Annotated in this window: 25 protein-coding genes and 1 pseudogene; 6 read left to right on the forward strand and 20 right to left on the reverse strand. The window is 69.4% G+C overall.

The genetic code is table 11. The features are described 5' to 3' along the window. Positions 1–6: 6 nt before the first annotated feature. Positions 7–999, reverse strand: a pseudogene (locus tag BSP_RS11520) (efflux RND transporter periplasmic adaptor subunit); the annotation flags it as partial. A 186-nt stretch (positions 1,000–1,185) separates the two neighbouring features. After that, on the reverse strand, positions 1,186–1,836 hold the full coding sequence (locus BSP_RS11525) for a cation transporter (protein WP_152950412.1): 651 nt from the start codon (positions 1,834–1,836) through the stop codon (positions 1,186–1,188). A gap of 76 nt (positions 1,837–1,912) precedes the next feature. Between BSP_RS11525 and BSP_RS11530 the strand changes: the two genes are divergently transcribed. Further along, positions 1,913–2,377 (forward strand): helix-turn-helix domain-containing protein, encoded by a 465-nt coding sequence (locus BSP_RS11530; RefSeq protein WP_152950413.1) that lies wholly within the window; start codon positions 1,913–1,915, stop codon positions 2,375–2,377. Between the two features lie 102 nt (positions 2,378–2,479). Here BSP_RS11530 and BSP_RS11535 read toward each other — a convergent pair whose 3' ends face one another. The 17 genes from BSP_RS11535 to BSP_RS11615 form a co-directional block, all read right to left on the reverse strand. Next, entirely contained in the window at positions 2,480–2,893 is a 414-nt protein-coding gene (locus tag BSP_RS11535; protein ID WP_152950414.1) for an AlpA family transcriptional regulator, read from the reverse strand. Further along, complete coding sequence (locus BSP_RS11540) at positions 2,890–3,069, reverse strand: hypothetical protein (RefSeq protein WP_152950415.1); 180 nt, start codon at positions 3,067–3,069, stop codon at positions 2,890–2,892. Before BSP_RS11540 ends, BSP_RS11535 begins: the two co-directional genes overlap by 4 nt. A 10-nt stretch (positions 3,070–3,079) precedes the next feature. Next, positions 3,080–3,364: a hypothetical protein gene (locus BSP_RS11545; protein WP_227975941.1), complete on the reverse strand. Its 285-nt coding sequence runs from the start codon at positions 3,362–3,364 to the stop codon at positions 3,080–3,082. Next, positions 3,361–3,975 carry a lytic transglycosylase domain-containing protein gene (locus tag BSP_RS11550; protein ID WP_152950416.1) on the reverse strand — a complete coding sequence of 205 codons (615 nt, stop codon included), beginning with the start codon at positions 3,973–3,975 and terminating at the stop codon, positions 3,361–3,363. Before BSP_RS11550 ends, BSP_RS11545 begins: the two co-directional genes overlap by 4 nt. Next, a complete protein-coding gene (locus tag BSP_RS11555; protein ID WP_152950417.1) occupies positions 3,969–4,478 on the reverse strand; it encodes a S26 family signal peptidase in 510 nt (169 codons plus the stop codon). Before BSP_RS11555 ends, BSP_RS11550 begins: the two co-directional genes overlap by 7 nt. After that, the gene (locus tag BSP_RS11560; protein WP_152950418.1) at positions 4,475–5,656 is read right to left on the reverse strand and encodes a TrbI/VirB10 family protein; all 1,182 of its coding nucleotides are present in this window, start codon (positions 5,654–5,656) and stop codon (positions 4,475–4,477) included. Before BSP_RS11560 ends, BSP_RS11555 begins: the two co-directional genes overlap by 4 nt. Beyond that, positions 5,653–6,657: a TrbG/VirB9 family P-type conjugative transfer protein gene (locus BSP_RS11565; RefSeq protein WP_152950419.1), complete on the reverse strand. Its 1,005-nt coding sequence runs from the start codon at positions 6,655–6,657 to the stop codon at positions 5,653–5,655. Before BSP_RS11565 ends, BSP_RS11560 begins: the two co-directional genes overlap by 4 nt. Next, complete coding sequence (gene trbF, locus BSP_RS11570; RefSeq protein WP_152950420.1) at positions 6,636–7,319, reverse strand: conjugal transfer protein TrbF; 684 nt, start codon at positions 7,317–7,319, stop codon at positions 6,636–6,638. The genes BSP_RS11565 and trbF overlap by 22 nt, the downstream gene beginning before the upstream one ends. Before the next feature lies 1 nt (position 7,320). Then, entirely contained in the window at positions 7,321–8,739 is a 1,419-nt protein-coding gene (gene trbL, locus BSP_RS11575) for a P-type conjugative transfer protein TrbL (protein WP_227975942.1), read from the reverse strand. Between the two features lie 5 nt (positions 8,740–8,744). Beyond that, positions 8,745–9,467: a conjugal transfer protein TrbJ gene (locus BSP_RS11580; RefSeq protein ID WP_227975943.1), complete on the reverse strand. Its 723-nt coding sequence runs from the start codon at positions 9,465–9,467 to the stop codon at positions 8,745–8,747. After that, positions 9,433–11,856 (reverse strand): conjugal transfer protein TrbE, encoded by a 2,424-nt coding sequence (gene trbE / locus BSP_RS11585; protein WP_152950422.1) that lies wholly within the window; start codon positions 11,854–11,856, stop codon positions 9,433–9,435. Before trbE ends, BSP_RS11580 begins: the two co-directional genes overlap by 35 nt. A 7-nt stretch (positions 11,857–11,863) precedes the next feature. After that, on the reverse strand, positions 11,864–12,142 hold the full coding sequence (locus tag BSP_RS11590; RefSeq protein ID WP_152950423.1) for a VirB3 family type IV secretion system protein: 279 nt from the start codon (positions 12,140–12,142) through the stop codon (positions 11,864–11,866). Beyond that, entirely contained in the window at positions 12,142–12,462 is a 321-nt protein-coding gene (locus BSP_RS11595) for a TrbC/VirB2 family protein (protein ID WP_152950424.1), read from the reverse strand. Before BSP_RS11595 ends, BSP_RS11590 begins: the two co-directional genes overlap by 1 nt. Positions 12,463–12,731: 269 nt before the next feature. Then, positions 12,732–13,688 carry a P-type conjugative transfer ATPase TrbB gene (gene trbB, locus BSP_RS11600; RefSeq protein ID WP_152950425.1) on the reverse strand — a complete coding sequence of 319 codons (957 nt, stop codon included), beginning with the start codon at positions 13,686–13,688 and terminating at the stop codon, positions 12,732–12,734. Position 13,689: 1 nt separating this feature from the next. Continuing rightward, positions 13,690–14,106, reverse strand: a complete 417-nt coding sequence (locus tag BSP_RS11605; protein ID WP_227975944.1) for a hypothetical protein — start codon at positions 14,104–14,106, stop codon at positions 13,690–13,692. Between the two features lie 25 nt (positions 14,107–14,131). Then, positions 14,132–16,006: a type IV secretory system conjugative DNA transfer family protein gene (locus BSP_RS11610; RefSeq protein WP_152950427.1), complete on the reverse strand. Its 1,875-nt coding sequence runs from the start codon at positions 16,004–16,006 to the stop codon at positions 14,132–14,134. Next, entirely contained in the window at positions 16,003–16,635 is a 633-nt protein-coding gene (locus BSP_RS11615; protein WP_194166961.1) for a GntR family transcriptional regulator, read from the reverse strand. The genes BSP_RS11610 and BSP_RS11615 overlap by 4 nt, the downstream gene beginning before the upstream one ends. A 347-nt stretch (positions 16,636–16,982) precedes the next feature. Between BSP_RS11615 and BSP_RS11620 the strand changes: the two genes are divergently transcribed. The 5 genes from BSP_RS11620 (at position 16,983) to BSP_RS11630 (ending at position 20,311) form a co-directional block, all read left to right on the forward strand. Then, a complete protein-coding gene (locus BSP_RS11620) occupies positions 16,983–17,354 on the forward strand; it encodes an XRE family transcriptional regulator (protein WP_152950429.1) in 372 nt (123 codons plus the stop codon). Positions 17,355–17,448: 94 nt separating this feature from the next. Continuing rightward, positions 17,449–17,571: a hypothetical protein gene (locus BSP_RS16480; protein WP_255478911.1), complete on the forward strand. Its 123-nt coding sequence runs from the start codon at positions 17,449–17,451 to the stop codon at positions 17,569–17,571. 94 nt (positions 17,572–17,665) lie between these two features. Then, positions 17,666–17,788, forward strand: a complete 123-nt coding sequence (locus BSP_RS16485; RefSeq protein WP_255478912.1) for a hypothetical protein — start codon at positions 17,666–17,668, stop codon at positions 17,786–17,788. 121 nt (positions 17,789–17,909) lie between these two features. Next, on the forward strand, positions 17,910–18,551 hold the full coding sequence (locus BSP_RS11625) for a lasso peptide biosynthesis B2 protein (RefSeq protein ID WP_152950430.1): 642 nt from the start codon (positions 17,910–17,912) through the stop codon (positions 18,549–18,551). A gap of 2 nt (positions 18,552–18,553) precedes the next feature. After that, positions 18,554–20,311, forward strand: a complete 1,758-nt coding sequence (locus tag BSP_RS11630) for an asparagine synthase-related protein (RefSeq protein WP_152950431.1) — start codon at positions 18,554–18,556, stop codon at positions 20,309–20,311. Here BSP_RS11630 and BSP_RS11635 read toward each other — a convergent pair. Further along, positions 20,244–21,887 carry a S9 family peptidase gene (locus tag BSP_RS11635; RefSeq protein ID WP_194166962.1) on the reverse strand — a complete coding sequence of 548 codons (1,644 nt, stop codon included), beginning with the start codon at positions 21,885–21,887 and terminating at the stop codon, positions 20,244–20,246. The two genes, BSP_RS11630 and BSP_RS11635, sit on opposite strands and share 68 nt — an antisense overlap. Positions 21,888–22,371: the final 484 nt, after the last annotated feature.

Below are 22,371 nucleotides of genomic sequence, written 5' to 3' on the forward strand. Positions count from 1 at the left end.
CGCTCCCTAGTCGTCGTCGCCCGCCTCGCCCTTGGCGAGTTCGGCCTTGAGGAGGAAGGCGTTGGCCCCGGCGATCCGTTCGGACCCGGTCAACCCGCGCAGGATTTCCGTGCGATCTCCGGCCTGGCGGCCGACAAGGACCGGCGCGGCCCGGAAGCCCTCGGCCGTGCGGACGAAGACGACCGTGGCGCCCTCGATCGTCTGGACCGCCTCCGACGGCACGGTCAGGCCGCCGGCGAGGCCGCCGGTGACGATCGATCCGCTCACGGCCGAGCCGGCCGGCGGCAGGCCGGCGCTGGTCGGGCGGGCCCGAATGACCGTCGCGCCGCTCTGTTCACCGGCGTCGACGGCGACGCCGGTCACCACCGCCTCGAACTCGCCGTTCGAGCCCTGCACCTGCACCTGCGCGCCGGGGCGCACCTGCGCGGCCAGGGCGGGCGGCGCGTTGAACACGATCTCCACGCGCGCGGGATTGGTGATCTCGGCGATCACCCCGCCCTGGGCGGCGAACCCGCCGGGTCCGACCTGGACGCTTGTGACGACGCCATTGATGGGGCTGGTCACGCTCAGCCGACCTGACGCACTGGGCGACCCGGCGGCGGCGGCTCGGGCCCGCGCCGCGCGGGCGGAGGCCTCGGCGCTCAGGGCCTGCGCCCGCGAGGTTTCCACGTCCTGGCGGGCGACGACGCCCGCCTCCTCCAGATTCTGGTCACGCTGATAAGCGCGTCGCGCGGCATCGGCCGAGGCGGCCGCAGCGTCGGCGTCGGCGCGGAAGGTGGCGGCGTCGCCACTGACCAGGACCGCTAGAGGCTGCCCGGCTCGGACGGATTGTCCAGGCGTGACCAGGACGCGCTCAACACGCCCGCCGACCGAGGCGGCGACAGCCGCCCGGGCGTCGACCATCGGCTCGACGCGGCCGGCCAAGCGGGTCTCGCCGCCGCCCCCGCCGGTCACCGCCACGACGGCGATGCTCGCGGCCTGAATCTGCGCGGGGGTCAGGACGACGGACGAACAGGGCCAGGAACGACGCCAGCAGCGCCGTCATCCAACCTCGTCTGGCCGACATCAGTCCCATGCCACCCCATAACACGGCCGTGCGCCGCCGCAATCGCGACATCGTCGCACGGAGATCTTCCTGCTGCGCGCTACCGCGCCGGTCCCGGCCCATGGAAAACGTCGGCCTAGTCACGCGGCGTCTCGCAGTTCCTGCTGCGACTGGCGGACGATCGACCAGGCCGATTGCAGGAAGACCAGGGCGAGGACGCCCCCTGCGATGAGGTCAGGCCAGCGCGAGGCGGTCAGCCAGACCAGGCCGCCGGCCGCCGCGACAACCAGGCTTTCGATCAGGTCGTTGCGCGTGCAGAGCCAGACCGAGCGGACATTGGCGTCGCCGTCGCGGTGGCGCACCAGCAGGAGGGCGGCCACGGCGTTGGCCAGGAAGCCCAGCAGGCCGAGACCTGTGATCACGGCCCCCTCGGGCGGGGCGCCCGAGACGGCCCGCCACACAGCGAAGCCGAGAACGAAAAGGGCCATAATCGCCAGGCTTGCGCCCTTGAGCAGCGCCGCGCCCGAGCGCACCCGGACCGACTTGCCGATGGCCCACAGGCTGATGGCGTAGGTCGCGCTGTCAGCGAGGAAGTCGAGAGCGTTGGCGCCGAGGGCGGCGGAACCCTGAATCACCGCGCCGCCCGCGACCGCCAGAAAGGCCGCCGCATTAATCGCGATCACCCACAGAAGGACGCGGCGATAGGCGGGCGAAGCGCCGTCGAACTTCACCGGCGCGCCGCAACCGCAGCCCTTGGCGGCAGGAGACTCCGAGATCAGGGGTTCGGTCATGACAACTCAGGCGATCCTTGAGATACCCTTGTGCATGCTCTAGCCGCTAGAGGATCAAGTCCCTATTCTGAGAAATATGTCAGCGCGCCCTGCTCTCACCCCGCTCCGAACGATCGGGAAACTGTCGGCTGCTACAGGCGTCAAGGTTCCGACGATCCGATTCTATGAACAGATCGGTCTGCTGCCGGAGCCGCCCCGCACCGCGAGCGACCGCCGCCTGTATGACGACGCCGCCCTGCGACGCCTGTCGTTCATCCGCCATGCGCGCCAGCTGGGGTTCGACCTGGACGCCATCCGATCTCTGCTCGACCTGTCCGACCATCCCGACCGCCCCTGCGGAGAGGCAAACACCATTGCCGAACGTCACCTTGTCGAGGTCGCCGCGAAGATCGCTCAGCTTCAGGCGCTGCGGACGGAATTGACGCGCATGACGACGGAATGCGCCGGGGGCCAAGTGTCGGCGTGCAAGGTGATCGAAGTGCTACACGACCACAGCCCCTGCACGGACGGGCATGGCGGAGTATCTCATAGCCGGTTCTGATCCTGAGCCCGGAAAGGACGATGCGAGGCATTCACCGGTCGGATCGGCATCTGTCACCGCATGCGCCTGATCTTTCTCACGCCGGCGCTCGACGCGCCCGGCTCAGAACCCGAAATCGATCTGCTCGGGCGACGCTGACGGTCTGCGGCGACTCCGGCGGGCCGGCTCCGCCATCAAGGCCGTCTGATTTCCGGTCGCGCGCATCACCTGCGGCGGCGCTCCGGGTGCGGGAGCCGATCGCTGCATGCCCGGCAGGCGCGGCTTACGGGCGGGTTTGCGGACCTTGAAGGGCGCGCCTCCGGCGCTGCGGGCCGTCTTCCAGGCCGTGAGCTCACTCTCCCACCAACCGACCCGGCCCGGAGACAGCTGGACGGGTTTCGGAAAGTCCCCCACGCGCTGGAGGCGCCAGGCGGTCGAACGGCTGAGGCCCACCAGATCATGCACCCGATCCCAGGACAGCAGGCGGTCCGAACGACCCCCCGCTTCGACCGGCTCCCCATTTACGATGAAGCTCATGACGATGCTCCGGCGAACCGGTCCGCCTCCGCGCCCAGGATGGCGCTCAGCACCTCAGCATCATTCGCCGCATCCACCACGTCTCGACCCGACCAGGCCAACAGGACCGCCTTGAGCGCGAAGCTTGCGGCGGGATCGGCCAGGACGCCCGCGACGGTCGGACGATCGGACGCCATCCGCCCTCCCCTATCCACGACGACGCGCCTGCGCCGCCGCCGGGGCGCCTGTCCGCACGGCGGTGATCTGGCGTTGCGCCCAGTCGCGCAGCAGGTCTCTCGGATAGAAAGGCTTGGATCTGATGTGCCGGCACGGCGGGCCGTCGGACCCGGTCGACCACATCCTCGCCAGGCTCGCCGGCTTCAGCCGTATGCCGAGTTCGGCGAGATAGACCGAGGCCTCGTTCCGGGTCAGCAGATCGGCGGGCTGAGCGAGACCTCCGAGCGCGGCTTGGACGTCGGGCTCGGTCATCATCGTCCCTCCGGCCGGCATTGGCGCGCATTTCGGGGCCCCTGCCCCGCGGTCAGGGCCAGATAGCAGTCGATGACCAGCGATACGTACTGGCGGGTTTCGGAAATATCCGGAACCCGGCCCAGGCGAGCGACCCGCGACGGCCCCGCATTGTAGGCCGCCAGGGCGAGCCGTAGGTCTCCGAAGCGGAGGATCTGCCGCGCGAGATAGTCGGCGCCGCCCCGCAGGTTTTCGGTGGGATCGAACCGATTCCTCACGCCCAGCTCGACGGCCGTCGCGGGCATGAGCTGGGTCAGCCCGCCGGCGCCGACCGGCGACACGGCATCGGCCCGGTAGCCTGACTCCGTCAGCACCAGGGCGTGCAACAGCTTCTCGTCCAGACCATGCGCGGCGGCCGCGCGCGCGATGGCCTCCTGAAACGGTTGGTCCAGCGGCATGAGCCGCGGCAAACCGAACTCGCCGTCAACAGGGGCGGAATCAACTTGCGCAGGCGCGCGCCCGAAAAGGTCGCCGCCCGCCGCACGCCAATCCACCGCCTGCGCCGCGGCCGATCCGCTCCCCGTCACAAGACAGGCGGCGCCGGCGACGACCGCCGCGATCCTGTGTCTCACCATGTCAGAACCTCCCGATAGACGCCGCTGACCACGGCCCGATCCACTGGCCCGAAATAGCGGCTGTCGAAACTCCCGGCCGTGTCGCCGAGCAGAAAGAGTTCACGGGGCGCGAGCCGGCGGCATCCCGACCAGCTGGGAAGGGGCGCGCCTCGCCGGTCCCGGTCGAATACGGCGTAGTCACCGACGGGGGTCCGCACCCGCCCGTCTGCCGCGCAGACCGCATCGCCGCCGACCGCGCCGACCCGTTTGATCAGGGCGACCTCATCGGGCATGCCCACGCTGGCGAGATACGCCCGACCCCGTTCCGGCTGGGGGATGGCCACGATGGCCCCTCGCTCGATCCCGCCGCCGAGGCTGCGGGCGTAGAGGCCTCGCGGAAGACTCGGGCTCTCATTGATCAGGGCCAGGGCGGGACCCTGCCGGGCCGCGAGCGCCAGGCCTCCCAAGGCGATAAGCGCGACGCTCGGCCCAACCCAGCGGCGAAGGGTCGGCGGCGATCTCATGGGCGATACGGCTCCAGGATCAGGTCGCGCGTGATCATCACGCGCACCGGAGCGCCGGCGCGCAGACGGATCGAAGGCCGGACCTCAAGTTCCCGGTCGATCAGGCGTCCGCCGACCCGGGCTCCTTCGATCGACGCCGCGTCGCCGGCGTCGCCCAGCAGGCCGCCGGAGCCGTCGTCATCGTCGCGGGCGATCTGGCCCAGGGTGGTGATCGCCCCGGCGAAGAGGGTTCCGACCAGGAGCGGGAACAGGCGTCGGTCGACCGACCCCCGGACCCCGACGGCGCCCTGGGCGTCGACCCCGGGCTCGCCGGCGAGGACGAGGCTCTTGCCGTTCGGCAGGATCAGCCGTTCCCAGGTCAGGAAGGCGCGGCGATCGCCGTAGGCGCTCTCGCCCTCGTGTCGACCGATCAGGCGGGCGCCCTGGGGAATGACCAGATGTCTCCCGCTGACGGAGTCGTAGATGTTCTGGGTCACGCTCGCGACGACCGGCCCGGCGCGAGCCGTGTCCACGGCGGTGAGCAGGGCGGCCGGGATCATCGCCCCGGCCTTCAGTTCGTAGGGAGACAGAGGCGCGGTGAGGACATGGCCGTTGTAGGTCGCGCCGTAGTCGGCCGCGCGACCCGAATCCTGGGAGTCGCCCCGGGACGATGGGGCGGCGTCCGCCGAGGCGACGCCGCCATCCTGCGCGGCGAAGAAAAGGCCGGAACGCGCGGCCAGGTCGACGGGGCGCGGGCCGCGCGGCGCGATCGGCTGCGACGGGCGATACATGGACGGCGCGGCTGGCGGGGCCGGGGCGTCCGCCGCCGGCTTCGGATCGGGCGGCTCGCCGCCGGCGCGGGGTTCGGGCAGGCGATCATAGCTGGCGGGCTGATCGGTCACCGCCTCGGCCGGGCGGACCAGGCCCCGGACATCGTCCACGCGCGCCTCGGCCGCGCGGTCGCGGGCGTTCTCCCGCAATTCCGGCTGCACCACGAAGGCCCAGGCGAGCGACCCCGAGACCAGAACGGCGCCCCCGATCACTATGGTCTGGACGACGGACTTCCTCAGCCTCACGGCGGATGGCCGCGGCGCGCGGACAGACAGACCTGGCGCGGCCTCCTTGGGCGCCGATGTCCCGTGGCGTCCGGCGGCCGCCTCTCCGGACGCCAACGGTTCAGGATGCAGGTGTTCGGTCATGGCCGCATTCCTTCCAGACGGCGGATTCGGACGATCTGCGGCCGTCGGTCGCCGAGCCGCAGCTCGGCGCGGTCGAAGACCCGGTCGACCACGTAAAGGCCGCCGACCTGGCGGTAGTTGGTCAGCTGGAGCTCCCCATCCGCGGCGATGACGAACAGCGCGGGAGCCTCGTCGACTTGGAGATCAGGATCGAAGGCGATGAAGGTGCGCCGCCCGTCGTTGAATACGGCGTTGGGGGTCCAGCGCGGGCGGCGGCCCTGCGGCTCCACCCGGTAGCGGGCGTCCAGCGGCCCCTCGGGCATGACGACGGGATCTGGAACCCGCGTTTCCGCGCGAAGGGCGCCTGCGTCCGACGGCGCGAAGGCCGGCGTCGGCGTGTCCCAGGCCACCGCCGTGTTGAAGGCGTCGGGACCGCCGCTCTTTAGGTCGATCAGATAGACCCGCTGGTTTGTGGTCAGGACGAGGTTGGTCTCCAGACCGCGCTCGAGCGGCTTGAGCATGACATGGACCCGGCGCCGCGGCCCCTCCCCGGACACGGCTTCGCCGATCTGCCAACGCACGGTGTCGCCCGCCGCCTTGGCGGTCAGGGTCTCGCCCTCGCCGAGCGTCAGGGTCGTCACCCGCAAGGGCGCCGTCCAGACTTCGAAGACCCGACCCGGCGACCAGACGAAGACCTGCATGCCGCCCTGAAAGCCATCGGATCGCGACGGCGCGGCCGCCGCGCTGTTGGCGGCCGCGATCGCCTCGCGGCCGGTCGAGGCCGGGGAAGGATTCGGGACGTCGGCGTTCTCGTCGGCGACCGCCAGATAGGGTCGGGCGGTCGGGCTCAGGGGCGGCGTCGGCGCGGGCTCGGCCGCCCTGTCGGTCGGCTCCGGCGCAACGGACGCCGCAGGCGTGGTTGCGTCGATCAGGCTGACGGCGGACGTCTCGCCCCGGAAGACGGCGCAGCCGGACAGGAGCAGGCCGGCGCCCGCCAGGATCAGGAAGCGTCGGGAGTCCATGAGATATCCTCGATTTTCAGTCCCAGGGGATTGCGCATCAGTTCGGCCTCCGTCCTGGGCGGCTGGACGCCGGTCGTGATCAGGGCCCGCCACCGCTCCGTTCTGGCCTGCTGGCCGTTGACGAAGCGCGTCTCCCGCCATTGCAGATCAAAGGTTCGTTCCGACCTTTTGACGACGTTGAGGATTTCGACGTTGACGGCTTCGCGGCCGACCTCGGCGAAGGGGTCGTGCGCCTGAGCCCAGGCGTTCAGAAAGGCGGCCGCCCGCGGGCTCAGCAGGTCGTACGCCCGCAGCCAGTTCTGGCGGATGACGATCGGATCGATCGACTTGGAGCGGACTTCGCGGATGAAGGTCGCCAGGGCGTGGCCGATCTGGGCCTCGGTGGGTTCATAGCGTCCGCCGATGGCGGTGATCCTCTGGGTCTGGCCCCAGTCGGAGACCTCGACCACGAACGGCTTGACCACGGCGCGCTCGGCCTGGACCCACCAGCCGGCCCCCAGGAAGGCGGCCAGCCCGAGGTTGGCCAGGGCCATCCGCCGCCAGTTCCGGGCGTGCGCCAGCGACAGGCCCATGCGGTCGTCCCAGAGCTGGCCTGCCCGCTGATAGGGCGTGGAGTCCGGAGCCGCGGCCATCGCCCTTTTGGGTCGGAAGAACGGATGCATGTCAGGTCTCCTCGGTCTTCAGGTTCGGCGACAGGACGCCGCTGGTCTCGCTGGACGGCAGCAGTCCGCGTCCGGCGTTGGCGATGAAGAAGGCTTGCAGCGCCGCCGCCCGCGCCGGCGGCCGACCGGCGCGGGCGCCCTGCCCGGCCATGGCGCGCTGGAACCCGGCGCGGGCCGCCTCGGTCTCCCGCGCGATCGTCGCGGCCGGCCGTCCGCCGCCAGGGTCCCAAGCCCCTTCCGCCGACGTCGCGCCCGACAGAGCCGATGGGCCGTCCCCCGCGCCGCTCACAACCTCGGGATCCCACGCCCGGGCGGGCTCGGCGACCCCGGCGGGCGGGGCGCCTTGCGGGATCGATCGTGACGAGGCTCCACCGGCTCGTGGCGAAGGATTGTCGTTGGACGGCGTTGGCGGGAACGGCCCTCCGCCCGGTCTCAAAGTCGGCGGCGCGGGCGAAGCGGGAGGCCGGCCGCTTCCAGCGCCGGCCGCGGCCCTGGCTGGCCCCGCCAGGCGGGACGCGCCGCCCGCAGCCATCGCCCCGACGCCTGCGGCGGCCGCCCCGACCAGCGCCCCCGCGCCGCCGACGGCGAGACCGCCCGTCACGGCCGCGCCGGCGCCCAGCGCCGGCCCGCCCGTCACCAGGGCAGAGGCCAGGTTGGGGATGAAGATCGCCAGCATGGCCAGCAGCAGCGCGGCCACCAAAATGGTCAGGGCTTCGTAGATGTCGGGGTTGGCCGAGGGCTGTAGCTGATCGAAGATCGCCCGCGCCCCGGACACCACGATGGCCAGCGCGAGGACCTTGAGACCGGACGAGACGACGTAGCCGAGCGGCCGTTCGGCCAGGAAGGCGGTCTTGTTCCAGATGCCGAACGGAAGCAGGACGAACCCGCCCAGGGTGACGATCTTGAACTCCAGCAGGGAGACGATGATCTGCAGCGCCAGCACGGCGAAGGCCAACATGATGCCGATCATCGCCACGCCCAGGATCAGGGCGTCGGTCAGATTGCCGACCACGTCGAGCGGGTTGTCGACCGGCGCCGGGGTTTCGCCCAGGGCTTTGACGATCTCCCAACCCTGCTGCAGCACGGCGCCGGGGTTCAGGAACTCCGCGCTGGACAGGGAGCTGCCACCCGCCGTCAGGCCGAGTTCGAGGAAACCGGCGTAGATCGTCTCGGACAGTTGCTGCCAGTCGTTGATCAGCCACGCGAAGGCTCCGATCAGCAGGATCTTGCCGAAGCCCGCCGCCAGAACCTCCCGGTTGGAGGACAGCGCCCACTGGATGCCGGTCAGCGCCACCACCAGGACGATCAGCAGGCCGAAGACGCCGTTGACCGCGCCCTGAAGGGCGTCGAAGCCGGCCGAGACGGTGTTGGAGAACACCACCATCAGCTCATTCGGCGTCTCCATGCTGACCGTGCCCACGACCGTCAGTCCCTGGCGCGCGAGAACGGATCGAAGGCCGGCGCCGTCGGCGTCGATCCGGTCGCGCCCCAGCGGCGGCGGCGCGCCTCGTCGCCGGAGGCCCGGTCCGCGGCGTCGCGCGCCGTCGCCTCGGCCATGAGGCGGGACTGCGCCAGCATGATGGTGCGCAGGGCGGCCAGATCCTCGGCCAGGACCGCCAGCAACTGGTTGGTGGACTGCACGGCGGCGGTCTGGCCCTGGGCGGCCTGACTGGCGCCCAGGGCGCCGGCGATGCGGCCGGTCCGCCCCGCCCCGAGCCGCTCGAGTTCGGCGGCGGTGCGGGCGAGATCCTCGGCTGTGCGGCGGGCGTTGGCCGTGCGGGCCTCGCTCTGTTCCAGCAGGCGCAGGGCGTCCGCCCCGGTCAGGTCGTCTGGATAGAGGTTCTCGAACTGCCGCTCCAGACCGCTGACCGAGGACGCCACCCCGCGTACGGTGCGGGCCAGCTCGGCCATGTCGCGCAACGACTGATGGCTTCCCGTGAGATGGCTGTAGGGCGACGCCGCCAGGCTGCGCGCCTCGTTGGCGAGGCTTTCCAGCTGCCGGGCGGCCTGAAGGGCGTTCTCCAGATGATTGCGAGGATCGAACACGACCTGCTGCGCCGCGGCGGGCGCGGCCGTCGCCAGGGCGATGACCGCGAGCGCGGGCAGGAGCGCCCTACTCCGCCGCGAGCGGTCGGGCGAAGGCGTCAAGAACGGAATCCACATTCTGCACTCCCTTGGCTTTGAGGAATTCACGCGCGAAGACGGTCTCGCCGGATCGGGCGAGGACGTCGTCGATGAGGGTCTGGTCTTCGGGCGAACCCGCCCCGCACAGGGCGAGGGCCACGCCGGTGAGGCGCAGATCGAACAGCCGCCGCCCGCGCGGCTGACGCCAGTAATAGGCGCGCTTGGGCGTCGCGAAGGCGATCAGCTCAAGCTGGCGCCGGTTCAGGCCGAAGCCCCGGTAAAGGTCCGCCGAGGACGGCTCCATGGCGCGGGGATTGGGCAGGAAGACCTGCGTCGGGCAGCTTTCGATGAGACTGGAGGCTATGGATGAAGACGCGACATCGTCCAGGCTCTGGGTGGCGAAGACCACGGCGACCCGCTTCTTCCGCAGCGTCTTCAGCCATTCTCGGATCTTGGCCGCGAAGGCCGTCTCGCCCAGGAACAGCCAGGCCTCATCCAGCACGAGAAGCGTCGGCCGTCCGTCGAAGCCCTGCTCCAGCTCATGAAACAGCGCCGAGAGCACAGGCGCCACGGCGGACGGCGTGGCCATGAGGGTCTCAAGCTCGAAGGTGTCGAAACGGCTCGGCCGCAGCGCCGCCCCCTCGCCGTCCAGGAGGGCGCCGTGGGGGCCGTTCAGGGTGAGCGGGCCCAGGGCGGCCGCCACCGCCCTGTCCTGCACGAGGGCGCAGAACACCGTCAGCGTCCGCTGTCCGACCGGCGCCTCCGCCAGGGCGGTCAGCGCCATCCAGATTTCTTCCCGGATCCGGGGCGTGGGATCCAGGCCGGCGAGGCGCACCGTTTCGGCGATCCATTCCGACGCCCAGGCGCGCTCGTCGTCACGCTCGATCCGGGCCAGGGGTTGCAGGGACAGTCCCGACCCCGGCTCGAGCGACCGCCACCGCCCGCCCGCCGCCAGCGTCGCCGCCCGGGCGGAGCGGCCCTTGTCGAAGAAGACCACCCGGGCCTCGGGATACCGGAACCACTGGAGCGCCAGGAAGGACAGAAGCGCGCTCTTGCCGGAGCCCGTCGGTCCCACGACCATGGCGTGACCCACGTCCCCGACATGGAGAGCCAGCCGGAACGGTGTCGATCCGGTCGTACGGGCGGTCGCCAGGGGAGGTCCTTCGAGGCAAGCGTCCGACGGCGGACCCGCCCAGACGGCGGACACCGGCAACAGGTCGGCCAGGTTCAGCGTCGACAGCAGGGGCCGCCGCACATCGGCGTAAGGTTCGCCGGGCATGGAGCCGAGCCAGGCCTCGACCGCATTGAGGTCCTCGATCCGGGCGACCAGACCCTGGGCGTTGAGGGCCGCCTCGATGGCCCGGGCCTTGGCCATGGCCCCCTCCTCCGACCCGTCGAGGACCGAAACCGTCAGGGTCAGATAGCCGTAGGCGCAGGCCTCGGCCCCCAGCGCCGCCAGGGCTCCGTCGCATTCCTCGGTCTTGGAGGCGGCGTCGGTGTCGAGGAGCGGCACCTCCTCCTTGGTGATGGCCTCGCGCAACAGGACGCCGACGCCCTTGCGCTTGGCGAACCAGCGCTTGCGCAGCTTGACGATCTCCCGCTCGGCGTCGGGCTTGTCGAGCCCGAGCCATCGCGCCGTCCAGCGGTAGTCGAACGGAAGGGCTCCGAGCGCATCCAGCAGGCCGGGCCGGGTCACCGACGGCAGGCCCCGGACCGAGACCACCTTGAGCCATCGCTCGCCCAGGCGCGGCGCCACGCCGCCGGTCAGGCCGGCGTCCGCCAACCAGCCGTCCAGGAACATGGGGGAGTCCGGCGGCCGCACCGGGAAGGGTCTCGGGGACACGCAGTCATGGAGCCAGGTCAGCAGCTCCGCGTCATCCAGCCGCGCGATCTCCGGCAGGGCGTCGGCGAGCAGGTCCAAAGTCGTGTCCACCTCCCGTCCGAAGGCCGCGAGGGCCTGGCGCCAGTCCTGACCGGCTTTCTGCAGACCATCGAACAACCAGCGCTCCATGCGCCGCGTCTCGTCGGCCGGCGGCAGCCAGGTCAGCGCGAGGCGGAAGTCGGTCTCGAAGGCCGCTTCCGCGGTTTCGAACCGGCTGCGGCGTTCGGCGTCCAGAAGCCAGGCGATGTCGATGTCGAAGTCGCTCTCCGGATAGGGCGAGGCCGCCCGACGGCGTGCCTCGACGTGCAGGCACCAGCCCGACCCGAGCCGCCGCAGGGCGTTGTTCAGACGGGCCCGGACCGCCATCAGCTCGTCCTCGGTGGACGACTCCAGGTCCGGCCCCCTGAAGCGGAACCCGGTCAGGAACGACCCGTCCTTGTTGAGCACCACGCCCGGCGTGACCAGGGCGGCCCAGGGCAGATGATCCGCCAGGGAGGCCGGTCGCCTGCGATGTTCGTCGAGAAACCGCATGACGTCCTCAGCCGTCGAGATGGCCGGGCGTCGCCAGGTGGCGGCGCAGGACGTCGAAGAACCGGCGATCGGATCGGGCGGCCCACAGGCCGATCGCATGGGCGACCGCCCACCACAGAAGGCCGAGCCACCAGATCCTCAGCGTGAGACCGAGCACCAGGGCGATCGTTCCCATGGCGATCGCGTAATCGCGCGGCATGCCAGCCATCAGCACGGGCTCGGACAGGGCCTGAGCCACGGGCAGATCCCAGCCTTCCGGCGAGGCTGTCGGATGACCCCCCGCCATCACCCGATCTCCGCCCCGCCCGCGAAGCCGAAGAAGTCCAGAAAGAAGGTCGAGGCCGCGAAGGCGATCGACAGGCCGAACATGATGCCCAGGCCCCGCCGCATCGACGATCCGTTCTCGCTCATGGCGATGCCGGCGCCGAAAATCACCACCGCCACCACCGCAGCTGCCTGAACCACAGGTCCCGTGATCGACTCCACGACCTGCTGCAGCGGGCCTTCCCAGGGCATGCCCGACCCGCCGGCCAGGGCCGGTCCGGCGATCATCAGGCCGCAGGTCGTCATCGCGCCGAACAGGCGGCGTCCAAGTCTCCGTCGCATGATTTGCTTTCCTTGTGTTCAGCGCGTTTCACCGCGCCGCGACTCATTGCAAGCAAATCCATCCACAGATTGTCAACAATAAAATAACCGTAAGATCGACGACTTACTCACAACTTGCCGTTAAGTCATAGCAAGTCGGAAAGCGACTTGAACAACGTCGCCCGAATACGCTTTCGCCGACTTGGTTAAACTCACCACTCATCTTCATAACTAGCTGATCTGTAGGGTGAAACGGAGATCGCTTCGTTATGGCCGATCTTTTCCAACGGTCAGTCGAGACGCGCGACATCATAGTCGTCGCCAGAAACGCCGTTGACGGCGAGGACGGCGTCAAGCTGGCGACCCTCCCGGGTCCGGCTTATATGGGCGATGAGATCGACCGCCTGGGCGATCGTCCGCCGCGGCGGAGCGGCGACGATCTCCATGGCGAGGTCCTCCACCCGGCGCAGCGCATCCTCGGCGGAGTTGGCGTGGATCGTGGACAGACCGCCAGGATGGCCCGTGTTCCAGCTCTTGAGCGTTTCCAGCGCGGCCGCGCCGTCGCGCATCTCGCCCACGACGATCCGGTCGGGCCGCATGCGCAGCGCGTCCCGGACCAGATCGACCACACCGATGGCCACTGGAGCCCGGCGCGTGAGCACCGCCACCGTGTCCCAGGCGGAGCACTGAAGCTCCGGCGTGTCCTCGATCAGGAAGACTCGATCCTCGGCGAAGGTGGGCTCCGCCAGGACGGCGTTGGCGAGCGTCGTCTTGCCCGACCCGGTCCCCCCGGAAATCAGGATGTTGCGACGATCGGATGCCGCCGCCGCTAGGACGTCGGCCTGACGGGCGGTCATCACTCCGTCCCGGACATAATCCGACAGCCGCCAGATGACGCCCGGCCGCTTACGGATCGAGAAGGCCGGCGCCGAGGCCACGGGCGGAAGAAGGCCTTGGAACCGCTCTCCCGTGGACGGCAGGACGCCGGACAGACGCGGATCTTCGCGCGTCACCGTCTCCCCGACGTAGTCCGCGATCAGCCGGACGGCGCGTTCCCTCGCTTCCGCCGACAGGGTCGCGCCGGTGTCCGACCGCCCTTCCCCGGCCCGGTCGAGGATCACCCGGCCGTCGGGGTTGGCCAGGATCTCCAAGACCCGGCCGTCGACAAGCGCCGCCAGCACCGTGTTCCCCAGAGCGTGCCGCAGGGCTTCCAGCTTGCGTTCGGCGATCAGGGGATGGGGCGCCATGTCAGGTGGCCGGCTCGAAAGACCGGCCCTCCGGCTGGCGGCGCTCCGGGTCGCGGTCGGGGCGCCCCGAGACGATCCGCGCCGCCGTATCGTCCAGCATCCGCTCGATCCGACGATCCACGGCGGCCTGGACGGTCGGATCCTGATCGACGATCGCGTCGGGAAGCCGGACGAACAGCGCCCGGGCCACCTCCACCACCAGTTCCTGGATGATCTGCATGTCCTGCCGAGTGGAGCGCATATGGCCCCGCAGGGACTGCTCCAGGGTGAGGAGTCGATCCTCCGGATCGGCGCGCGGGCTTGATTGCAGCCCGCGGGCGATCGCGTGGCCCGCCGCCTGACTCACGGACACGCGCCCCGACCGCGCCTCGCGATTGAGACCGGCGATGACCTTGGGATCACTCAGATAGACCTGCACGCGGCAGCTCTGTGCGGGCGCCTGCCTAGGCATCGGTCGCTCCTTTCAGATGATCGAGCGCAGCGTCCTGGGCGGCCATTTCTTGGGCTACCCGGCCGTAGATGTCGGCCGCGCGCGCCGCGACCTTCCTGTCGTCCATGGCCGCGACGATCTCCTTGAACAGCGGCAGACTGGCCTCGGCGTCTACACCGAGGCTCCGCCGACCCGCCCAGGGATGCGGCGCCGGCGCCGGCGCGTCGATGACCGCGCCCTGCTCCGGGACAGGCGCCCCGGCCCTGGCGCTGAAGGGCTTCCGGCGGTCGTACTGCAGCTTGCGCGTGCGCAGGGGTCGGCGGCCGGCGACGAAGATCAGCTGCAGTTCGTCCGGAAGCGCGCGAACCTCGCCGGGTTCGAGCAGGGGCCGATCGATCTCGGACCGCGACACGCTGCTCCGGCCCGTTCCGAGCCCGGCGGGGCCGCTGCGACTTTCCCGCGTTTCAGCGACCGTGCCGGTGAGTCTGGAGACCTTGTCCTGCGTAAGCGGATCGAGCGCCGAGAACGCCGTGTACACCGCGCAATTGTCCAGGATGGTGTTGTTGGCGCCGTAGGTCTCGACGATGTCGTTCAACGACTGCGCCACGAACATCACCTTGACCCCGTAGCCGCTCAGCAGCCGCAGCGACTTCTCGAAAAAGCTGACCCGGCCCAGCAGGGGGAACTCGTCCATCAGCATCAGGAGACGGTGGCGTTTGGATCGCCCCGCCCCGTCCTCTGTCTCGTGAACAGTCAGGGCCTGGGCGGCGGCGTAGAACAGAAGACGCACCAACGGCCGCAGCGCCGCCGCGTCCGCCGGCGCCACCTGGACATAGAGGGAGACGGGCGCCTCGGCGCACATCAGATCGCCGAGCGCGAAGTCGGACGCGGACAGGGCCCGCTCCAGGTCGTCGCCCGCCAGCCATTTGAGGTAGGAGCGCGCCGTCCCCTGAACCGAGGTCCGAAAGCGATCATGCATAGCCGCATAGCCCTTCACCGCCGTGCGGATGAACGGGTGGGTCTCCGGCCTGCCGTCCGCGCCGACGCGATGGAGCGCCTTCACCATCACATCCGCCGTGTCGTCGAGATCGGCCAACAGCTGCCGCACGGTCAGCAGGGTCTTGGCGTCGTCTTCGGCTGTGTAGAGAACGTGCAGGATCACCGCCTCAAGGATTTCGGAAGCGGCCTTGTCCCAGATCGCTTCGTCGTCCCGCGCCCCGCCCGGGTCCGACAGGATCGAGACCAGGCGCTGCACCTGCGCCAGTTCGCCAGCGCCGGGCCGTATCTCCGCGAGCGGATTCCAGCGCGCCGACGCCGCGTCGCGCGGATCGAAGTAGAGCGCGTGCGAAAAGCGCGAGCGCCAGCCGGCTGTCACGCGCCAGAGCTCCTTTTTGGGATCGTGAACGAGGGCGCTTTCGTTCCAGAGGAGAAGCGTCGGCACGACGTGTCCCCGCCCCTTGCCGGAGCGGGTGCCGCCCGTCACCAGGGTCGGACGCATGTCGACCGTGGCCAGAAGCCGGCCCCTCATCAGGCCGAGCGCGCATCCGGCCTGCGCGCGAAGCCCCGCCTTCCGGGCGTCGGCCAGATCTCCCCATCCGCGGATGCGTCGGCGGCCTCCGGCGCCGCGGGTCAGAGTTCCGAGTCCAAGCCCGGCCATGGCGCCCAAGAGGATCAGGAAGGCGCTCGACGAGAAAGCGTCCGGGCGGTCATCCCCGAAGGCCTGTCGCCAGACGAGGATACGCCAGGGCGGATAGGCCTTGGCGTCGCCGGGCAGGTCCAGGCCGGACCCCAGAACCACGTCGAAGCCATAGGTCCAGGCGAACACCTGGGTGGCGAGCTGCAGGCCCGCCAGCACGCCCAGCACAAGAAGGAACAGCCGGGTGATCATTGCGGATCGCTCGACCCGCTCTCCGGGAGAAAGCGCGCTGCGCCGAGCGACAGGATGGCGGCCGCGTCGCCGCGGCGGTCGTGATAGTCCCGGAGCGCGGCCCGCAGTTCCCCGTTCCGATCCTCGGTCGCCAGATTCAGCAGGCGATCGGCTTCCGCCTCGGCGTCCTCGAACATGCGACGCTCCGCATCCTCCAGCTGCCGCAGCTGCGCCCTCACCCGCTCGTAGGCCCGGCGCAAGGCTCCGTTGCCGGTCCGCCGCACCAGTTCGTCGAACAAGGCGTGAAGCTCCGATATGGGGTCGCCATGCCGCCGAGGCGTCCGGCCGTAGGTCGGCAGCCCTGCCGTCAGATCGAGGCCCGCAAGCAGGCAAACCAGGCGAAATCCATAGCGATCGCGCACGGCGCCGCCGTCCAGACGCATGGCGAGAAAGCCGCCTGACGGCCCACGCTCGATCAGGCCTTCGCCGCACAGCCAGGAAAGCGCTTCCCGAACCGGGGTGGTCGACACGCCCAGGCGTCGTGCTTCATCGACGATGACGATGGGCCGCCCGCCTGCATAGCCGCCTGCCTGGGCCCGATCCCGGATGCCGTCCAAGGCCATGAAGAAGGGATCGCGACTTTTGGCCATGACAGTCTCCAGCACTTGAAACCCACCATTCTGCATCCGCATCAAGGCTCGCCAACAGGTTGAAAGGGTTTACGATCCGATTCCGCCGTTATTCGGCGGGCCGCCCGCCTCAAGGCGGCGGGGATTCAGCCTGTCGCTGGCGACGGCGCGGAATTCGCGAGTGCCTTCATGGCCGATCAAGGATTAGCTTGGCTTCTGGGCACCCTGATCAACAGTGCGGAAGGGTTGTGCCAATGCCTGACAAACCTGCCCCGCCGAGACGCGACAACGACCTCCTCTCTTCAGCCCTCAAGCTGATCCGTCGAAGCCGCGGCCTGACCGCTCCGGAGGTCGCGCGGAGGATGCGAATGGCGCTGCGGACCTACGAGCGTTTCGAGGCCGGGGACAGCCGGTTGAACGTCGATTACATTCATCGCTTCGCCGTCGCCACCGACAGCGATCCCTACGCCATCATCATGGCCGTCGCGGTCGGATCGCCGGAGCTCGCCCGTCGCTGCGCGGACAACAAGCTGGTCACGACCCTCACGGTCGGCATGCAGCGTTTCGACCAGATCCTCGGCGATCGCATCCAGTCTCTCGAAGCCCGGGCGATCATCGACGCCGTGTGCGCCATGTTCGATCGGCTCCTGATCGACAGCGTCGATCAGCAACGGGCCGCGCTATGGCTGGAGAAGGGCGTTTCCGACCTATCGTCGATCCGTCCCAAGCCGGGTCGCTAGAGAAATATACGCCGAATATAGTTTGGCATCCAAGTATCCAGAGCGCTCACTCTCCCTGCCACGACCGTGGCGATCACCCTAAGGAGAGACTGAGATGAAGACGACCAAGCTGCGCCTCGTCCACTTCGGCGGCGCCAAGGCGCTGACCCGTGACGGCATGGGCACCGAGTTCAACGAGGTGAAGATCGCCGACAGCCTCTATCCGCCGGCCGGCTGAAGGCGTCGCGGACGGCCGCCCGCGGTCGTCCGCGCGCATTCGCAGGCCCTCTTTTCGCCGGCCGGATTTCGGCCACGGCAAGGGACATCAAGTCGTGAAAAACCTCAACCTTCGCCTCGTCAGCTTCGGCAGCGCTAAGGCGCTGACCCGCGACGGCCTCCCGGGCGACTACAACGAAGTGCATATCGCCGACAGCCTGTATCCGCCGGCAGGTTGAAGGCTTCGCGGGCGACCGCGCCGCGGTCGCCCGCCACCGCTGGGACCGCGATCATAGTCTCACTCTGGTAACACGAGTTGCTGGGTTTCCACCCGTCGCATCGAGCCACAGGAACTGCCGAATGGTCAGGCTTTGGTGCCCACCGCACATCCATCTCGCAGCGCTCGATGAAGACATAATCGTGCTCGATGTCGCGGCGGACCGGTACAGCTGCCTGCTGGAAGCGAACGCCCATTTCTCTGTCGGTCCGGCCGGCGCTATCCTGGCGGCCAACGAAGAGGTGGCTGAAAGCCTGCTTGGCGCAGCTCTTGCCTCGCGCTCATCCTGCAAACTCACCCGTCCCGTCATCATCCCGGCGCAGCGCGAAGTCACGCCGTCCGCCACGCCGACCCGCTCCGACGTCCTCAGGGCGGCGATCATCTTACTCACGGCCACGCTCGCTTTCCGCCGCAAATCCTTCTCGGAACTTCTGGATCCCCCGGTCTCCTCGGCGCACAAGTCGGCAGGCGTGGACGTCGCCGCGCTCGAATTGCTGCTGGGCGCCGCCCGGACTGTGCGGCCCTGGATTCCGTTTGAAGGCGAATGTCTGCAACGCGCCTTTCTTCTCAGGACCTTTCTGGCCCGCCGCGGTGTGTCGACTGACTGGATCTTTGGCGTCAGAACCTGGCCGTTCTCTGCCCACTGCTGGCTTCAAATCGGCGACCTCGTAATCGGAGATCGGCTGGAACGGGTCAATCGCTACACCCCGATCATGAGAGCCTGACCGTGGGACGCTTTCTTGTCGTCAGCCGCCGTCAGAACGATGATCAGGCCGAGGCGCTGTCACGCGCCCTCGATGAGGACGCCCGAAGCCTAGGCTTCTCTACTGTCGCCCTAAACGCCCACGCCTGGCTGGGCGTCCAGGGCCCGGGCGTCCCTCGACGGACCGACGTTGGGGGGTGGACACTGATCGGCGACGTTTTCAATCGTCGATCGCCTGTGCTTCCATCGCCGAAGCCGGACGATCCCTGGGACTATGAGCGAAAGCTGATGGCTCGATTCTGGGGCCGGTACGTGGGCGTGCGTTTCGGGGCCGGCGACCAGCTTGCCGCCGTTCTCCGAGACCCATCGGGCGCGCTCGAATGCGTGACATGGCGCCACGATGGCGTGGCGATCGTTTGCGGTGCCGTCGAAGACTTCGTTCTGAAGCGTATCCGGCCCGCATGGCGGCTGAACATCAGACGGATCGCCGAGGCATTGCGGGACCCGGTGCCGGAGACAGGCCCCCTCTTGCTGGACGGCCCAACCGCACTTGAGCCCGGATCGGCGCTGGATCTGTCGTCCGACCGAACGCCGGACGAGCTCTGGAAGCCCGCCGACTTCGCCCGACGCAGCCTCGGTCCCGCCCCTGATCTGGATGACGCGGCGGACCAGCTCAGCTCCGCGGTCGACGAGGCGACGGCAGGCTTGGCGGGTATATCGTCCCCTCTCGCAGCCGAAGTCTCCGGCGGTCTGGATTCAAGCATCGTCGCCGCCAGCCTTGTCGCCGGTGCTCCGGACGGCGTGGCGCTTTGGCTCAACGCCTTCGGCGCCGCGCCGGAGGCCGACGAGCGGACCTACGTCGCGGCGCTTGCGAACACGCTCGGCATTGCGCCTCACTGCGTGCCCCACGCGGCCGAGCCGCTGTCCCAGGTCTGGCTGGAGGCGCTGTCGCCGGGCTTCCGCCCCGGCCTCACCGCGCTTGACCGCCCTCATGATCTGGATTGGGCGCACCGCCTGGAAGGCGCTGGGATCGTCGGCCTGATGACGGGCGCGGGCGGAGACTCCGTCCTGTTTCAGCGCGCGACGATGGATGTTTTCGTGGACCGCTGGCGCGCTCGCCCCTGGCGCGACCTGTTCGGCCGGGATGTCGTCGAACTGGCCGCCTCCACCGAAATCTCCGTCTGGACGATGATCGCCGACGCCCGACGCCGCCGACGCGCGCCGCATCCGGCGCCCCGCCGGGACCACCCCATGTTGCCGGCGCTCTCCGGCGCCGACCCGCGCCACCCGTGGCTTGAAGACTGGGACGAGTTCGGGCCGGCCAAGGCGATGCATCTCGCCGGCGTCGTCGACAACGTCGCACGCCACGGTCCTTCAGAGCTGACCGCCCGTATCGACGTGAGACACCCGCTCTGCGCCCAGCCCGTCATCGAAGCCTGCCTGGCCTTGCCCGCCGCGCTGCTCACGGCAGGCGGGCGAGAGCGCGGTCTGGCCCGCCTGGCGTTCAGGGATCGTTTGCCCGCCCGGATCATCGACCGTCGATCGAAGGGCGACATGACGCGCATCTATGGTCGGATGATCCTGGGCGGACTGGACGTCTTGAGACCCTGGCTAATCGAGGGCCGGCTGGCTGCGCTGAAGGTGATCGATCCCGAGGCTGCCGATCGTGCCCTCACCCGCGAGGCGCTTGTGTGGGGCGGACGCTACTCGACCATCATGGTGGCGGCGGCTTTTGAGAGCTGGGTGCGCCGGTGGGAAGCCCGGCTGAACCCGGCGTCGTGACGCCATCGCTCGGCAGGGTCTCATCGAGCCAGTCGAAGATTAGCCCATAGCGCTCTCGGATGTTTGCCGGACTCCAGGCATGGTGATGTTCGCCCCAGAACGTGACGATTCGGGCTGTCTTGCCTTCCCGGGCCAGGGCGCTGAACATCTGCTCGGCTTGCGTCGGCGGCACGAAATCGAGGTCGGCCGTCAATAGAAGGACCGGCGCCGTCACGCGATCCGCACGCAGATACGGGCTGGACTGGAGGTAGGCGTCGGAATCCAGCCAAGGCGGTACGCCGAAGCCACCCTGTCCCGCCTCGGTAAAGGCTTGACCAGACTGCAACGACATCCTGTCTTCCGGCTGGATTCGGGCCGTTGGCGCGAACCCGCCCCAATGACCCAGGAAGTCCGAGAGCGAGGCGGAGGCGATGTAGGACTGGTAGCGGTTCGAGCGCGTGGCGATTTCCAGCGTCGCGTAGCCGCCGAAGCTGTGACCATAGATCGCAATCCGTCCCGATGGGAGCTCGGGATGAGCCGCCAGGGCGGCGTCGACGGCCAGATCGACGGCCCGGACGTAGAGGTCGCCCCGCTCCCCGGCCGGCGCGTCGACGTTCATGGACGGACTAAGCACCGCAAATCCCGCGGCCGCGAGAACGGTGGACCGCGTCCCATAGGTCAGGGTCAGGGGATCCCACCAAACGAAGCTGTCCGCCGCGCCAGGATAGACCCGTACAATCAGTCCCCGGATCGGACCCGGCGGCAGGTAGAGCCAGCTTCGCGTCGCACGACCCTTGATGTCGAGATGGGAGATGGCCATGGGTTCGATCAGGCGAATGTCCCGCTTGTCGGTGTTGACTGCATCGATCGCCCGGGCGTCGCCGTTCTGGCGGACCATCAAGGTCTCCGCGAGCCCGATCCGCTCAAGTACGAGGGCCTTATCGCCGGAGACGGCCAGCACCCGAGGTTGGGCGTCAGCGCCGGCGCCGATACTGCGGACCCGGCCTCCCTCCGCCACGAAGCTCTCTCCGTCAGCGTCCAGTACCGCCGCCCAGCTCCGCCGAGGCGCGTCATTGCCGCGGAACCGGCCGACCCGCTCCGCGTCGCCCGGAATTGCTTCCCGAAAGGCGGTTCGTCCGGACATTCGCTCCGGAGGCCCGTTCCTTTGGACCCGCCACACGGCGCCGTCGGCGATGAACAGCAGCGCCTCGGCCGAGGTCGCCGCCAGGCGCGGCGGCGCAGTCGCCAGCATCGCCGTCAAGGCCCTCGGCGCCGCTCCGGCCGCCAGCACAGTCCAGTCGAATCGGGCGCCTCCTCTTGGCCGGGCGTAGATCACGGGCGTGTCGCCGAGCCAGTCCGCGTGGACGCCAGCGACGATCGCCTCGGCGGTTCCAGGCGTCAGATCGCCCAGATCCGGAACAGCCACCTCATCGAAGCCAGCGATGAGCAGACGGCCCGCCGTCCAGTCCGCGCCATCTCTTCGCGCCCAGATCAGGACCGCTCGGGCGTCCGGAGACCAGCGCAAGAGGTTCGAAGCTACATCCCACTCGCCGGCGACCTCGGTCCGACGATTGTCGTCCAGTCCAATGAGGACCAAGGTCTGTCGCTCGTCACCCTCGAGCTGAACGCGTGGAGCGCCTCGGACAGTGGGCCGGTCGGTCGCTTGCACGACGGCGACAGCACTGCCGTCCGGTGCGACTGAGAAATCGCTGATCCGACCCTCCGCCAACCGCCTCTGTCGCCCGGTCTCCAGGTCCAGCCCTACCAAGGCCTGTCCCCCGTCCGGCGCTTCCGCCCGAACCACGCCGCCGCGGGCGTCGATCAGAGTCCTGGAGGGTTCTCGCCCGAGCGAGCTCCGTCGCCAGGCTTCAGTCATCCGGGCCTGTGTTCCGCTGAACCGGCGGATCAGAACTGGCAAGGACCGGTCCGGTCGCGTCAGGACGACGACCTCGTGCGCCGAAACCCATTCGGCGGATGCTCCCTCCGGAGGAGTCTCCGGGGTCAGGCCTGTCCAGATCACAGATCGGTCGGCTATCGTCACCACGCCGAACTCGTACTCGTCGCCGCGAAACCGTGAGATC

The organism is Brevundimonas sp. Bb-A, assembly GCF_009394735.1.
Classification (GTDB): domain Bacteria; phylum Pseudomonadota; class Alphaproteobacteria; order Caulobacterales; family Caulobacteraceae; genus Brevundimonas; species Brevundimonas aurantiaca.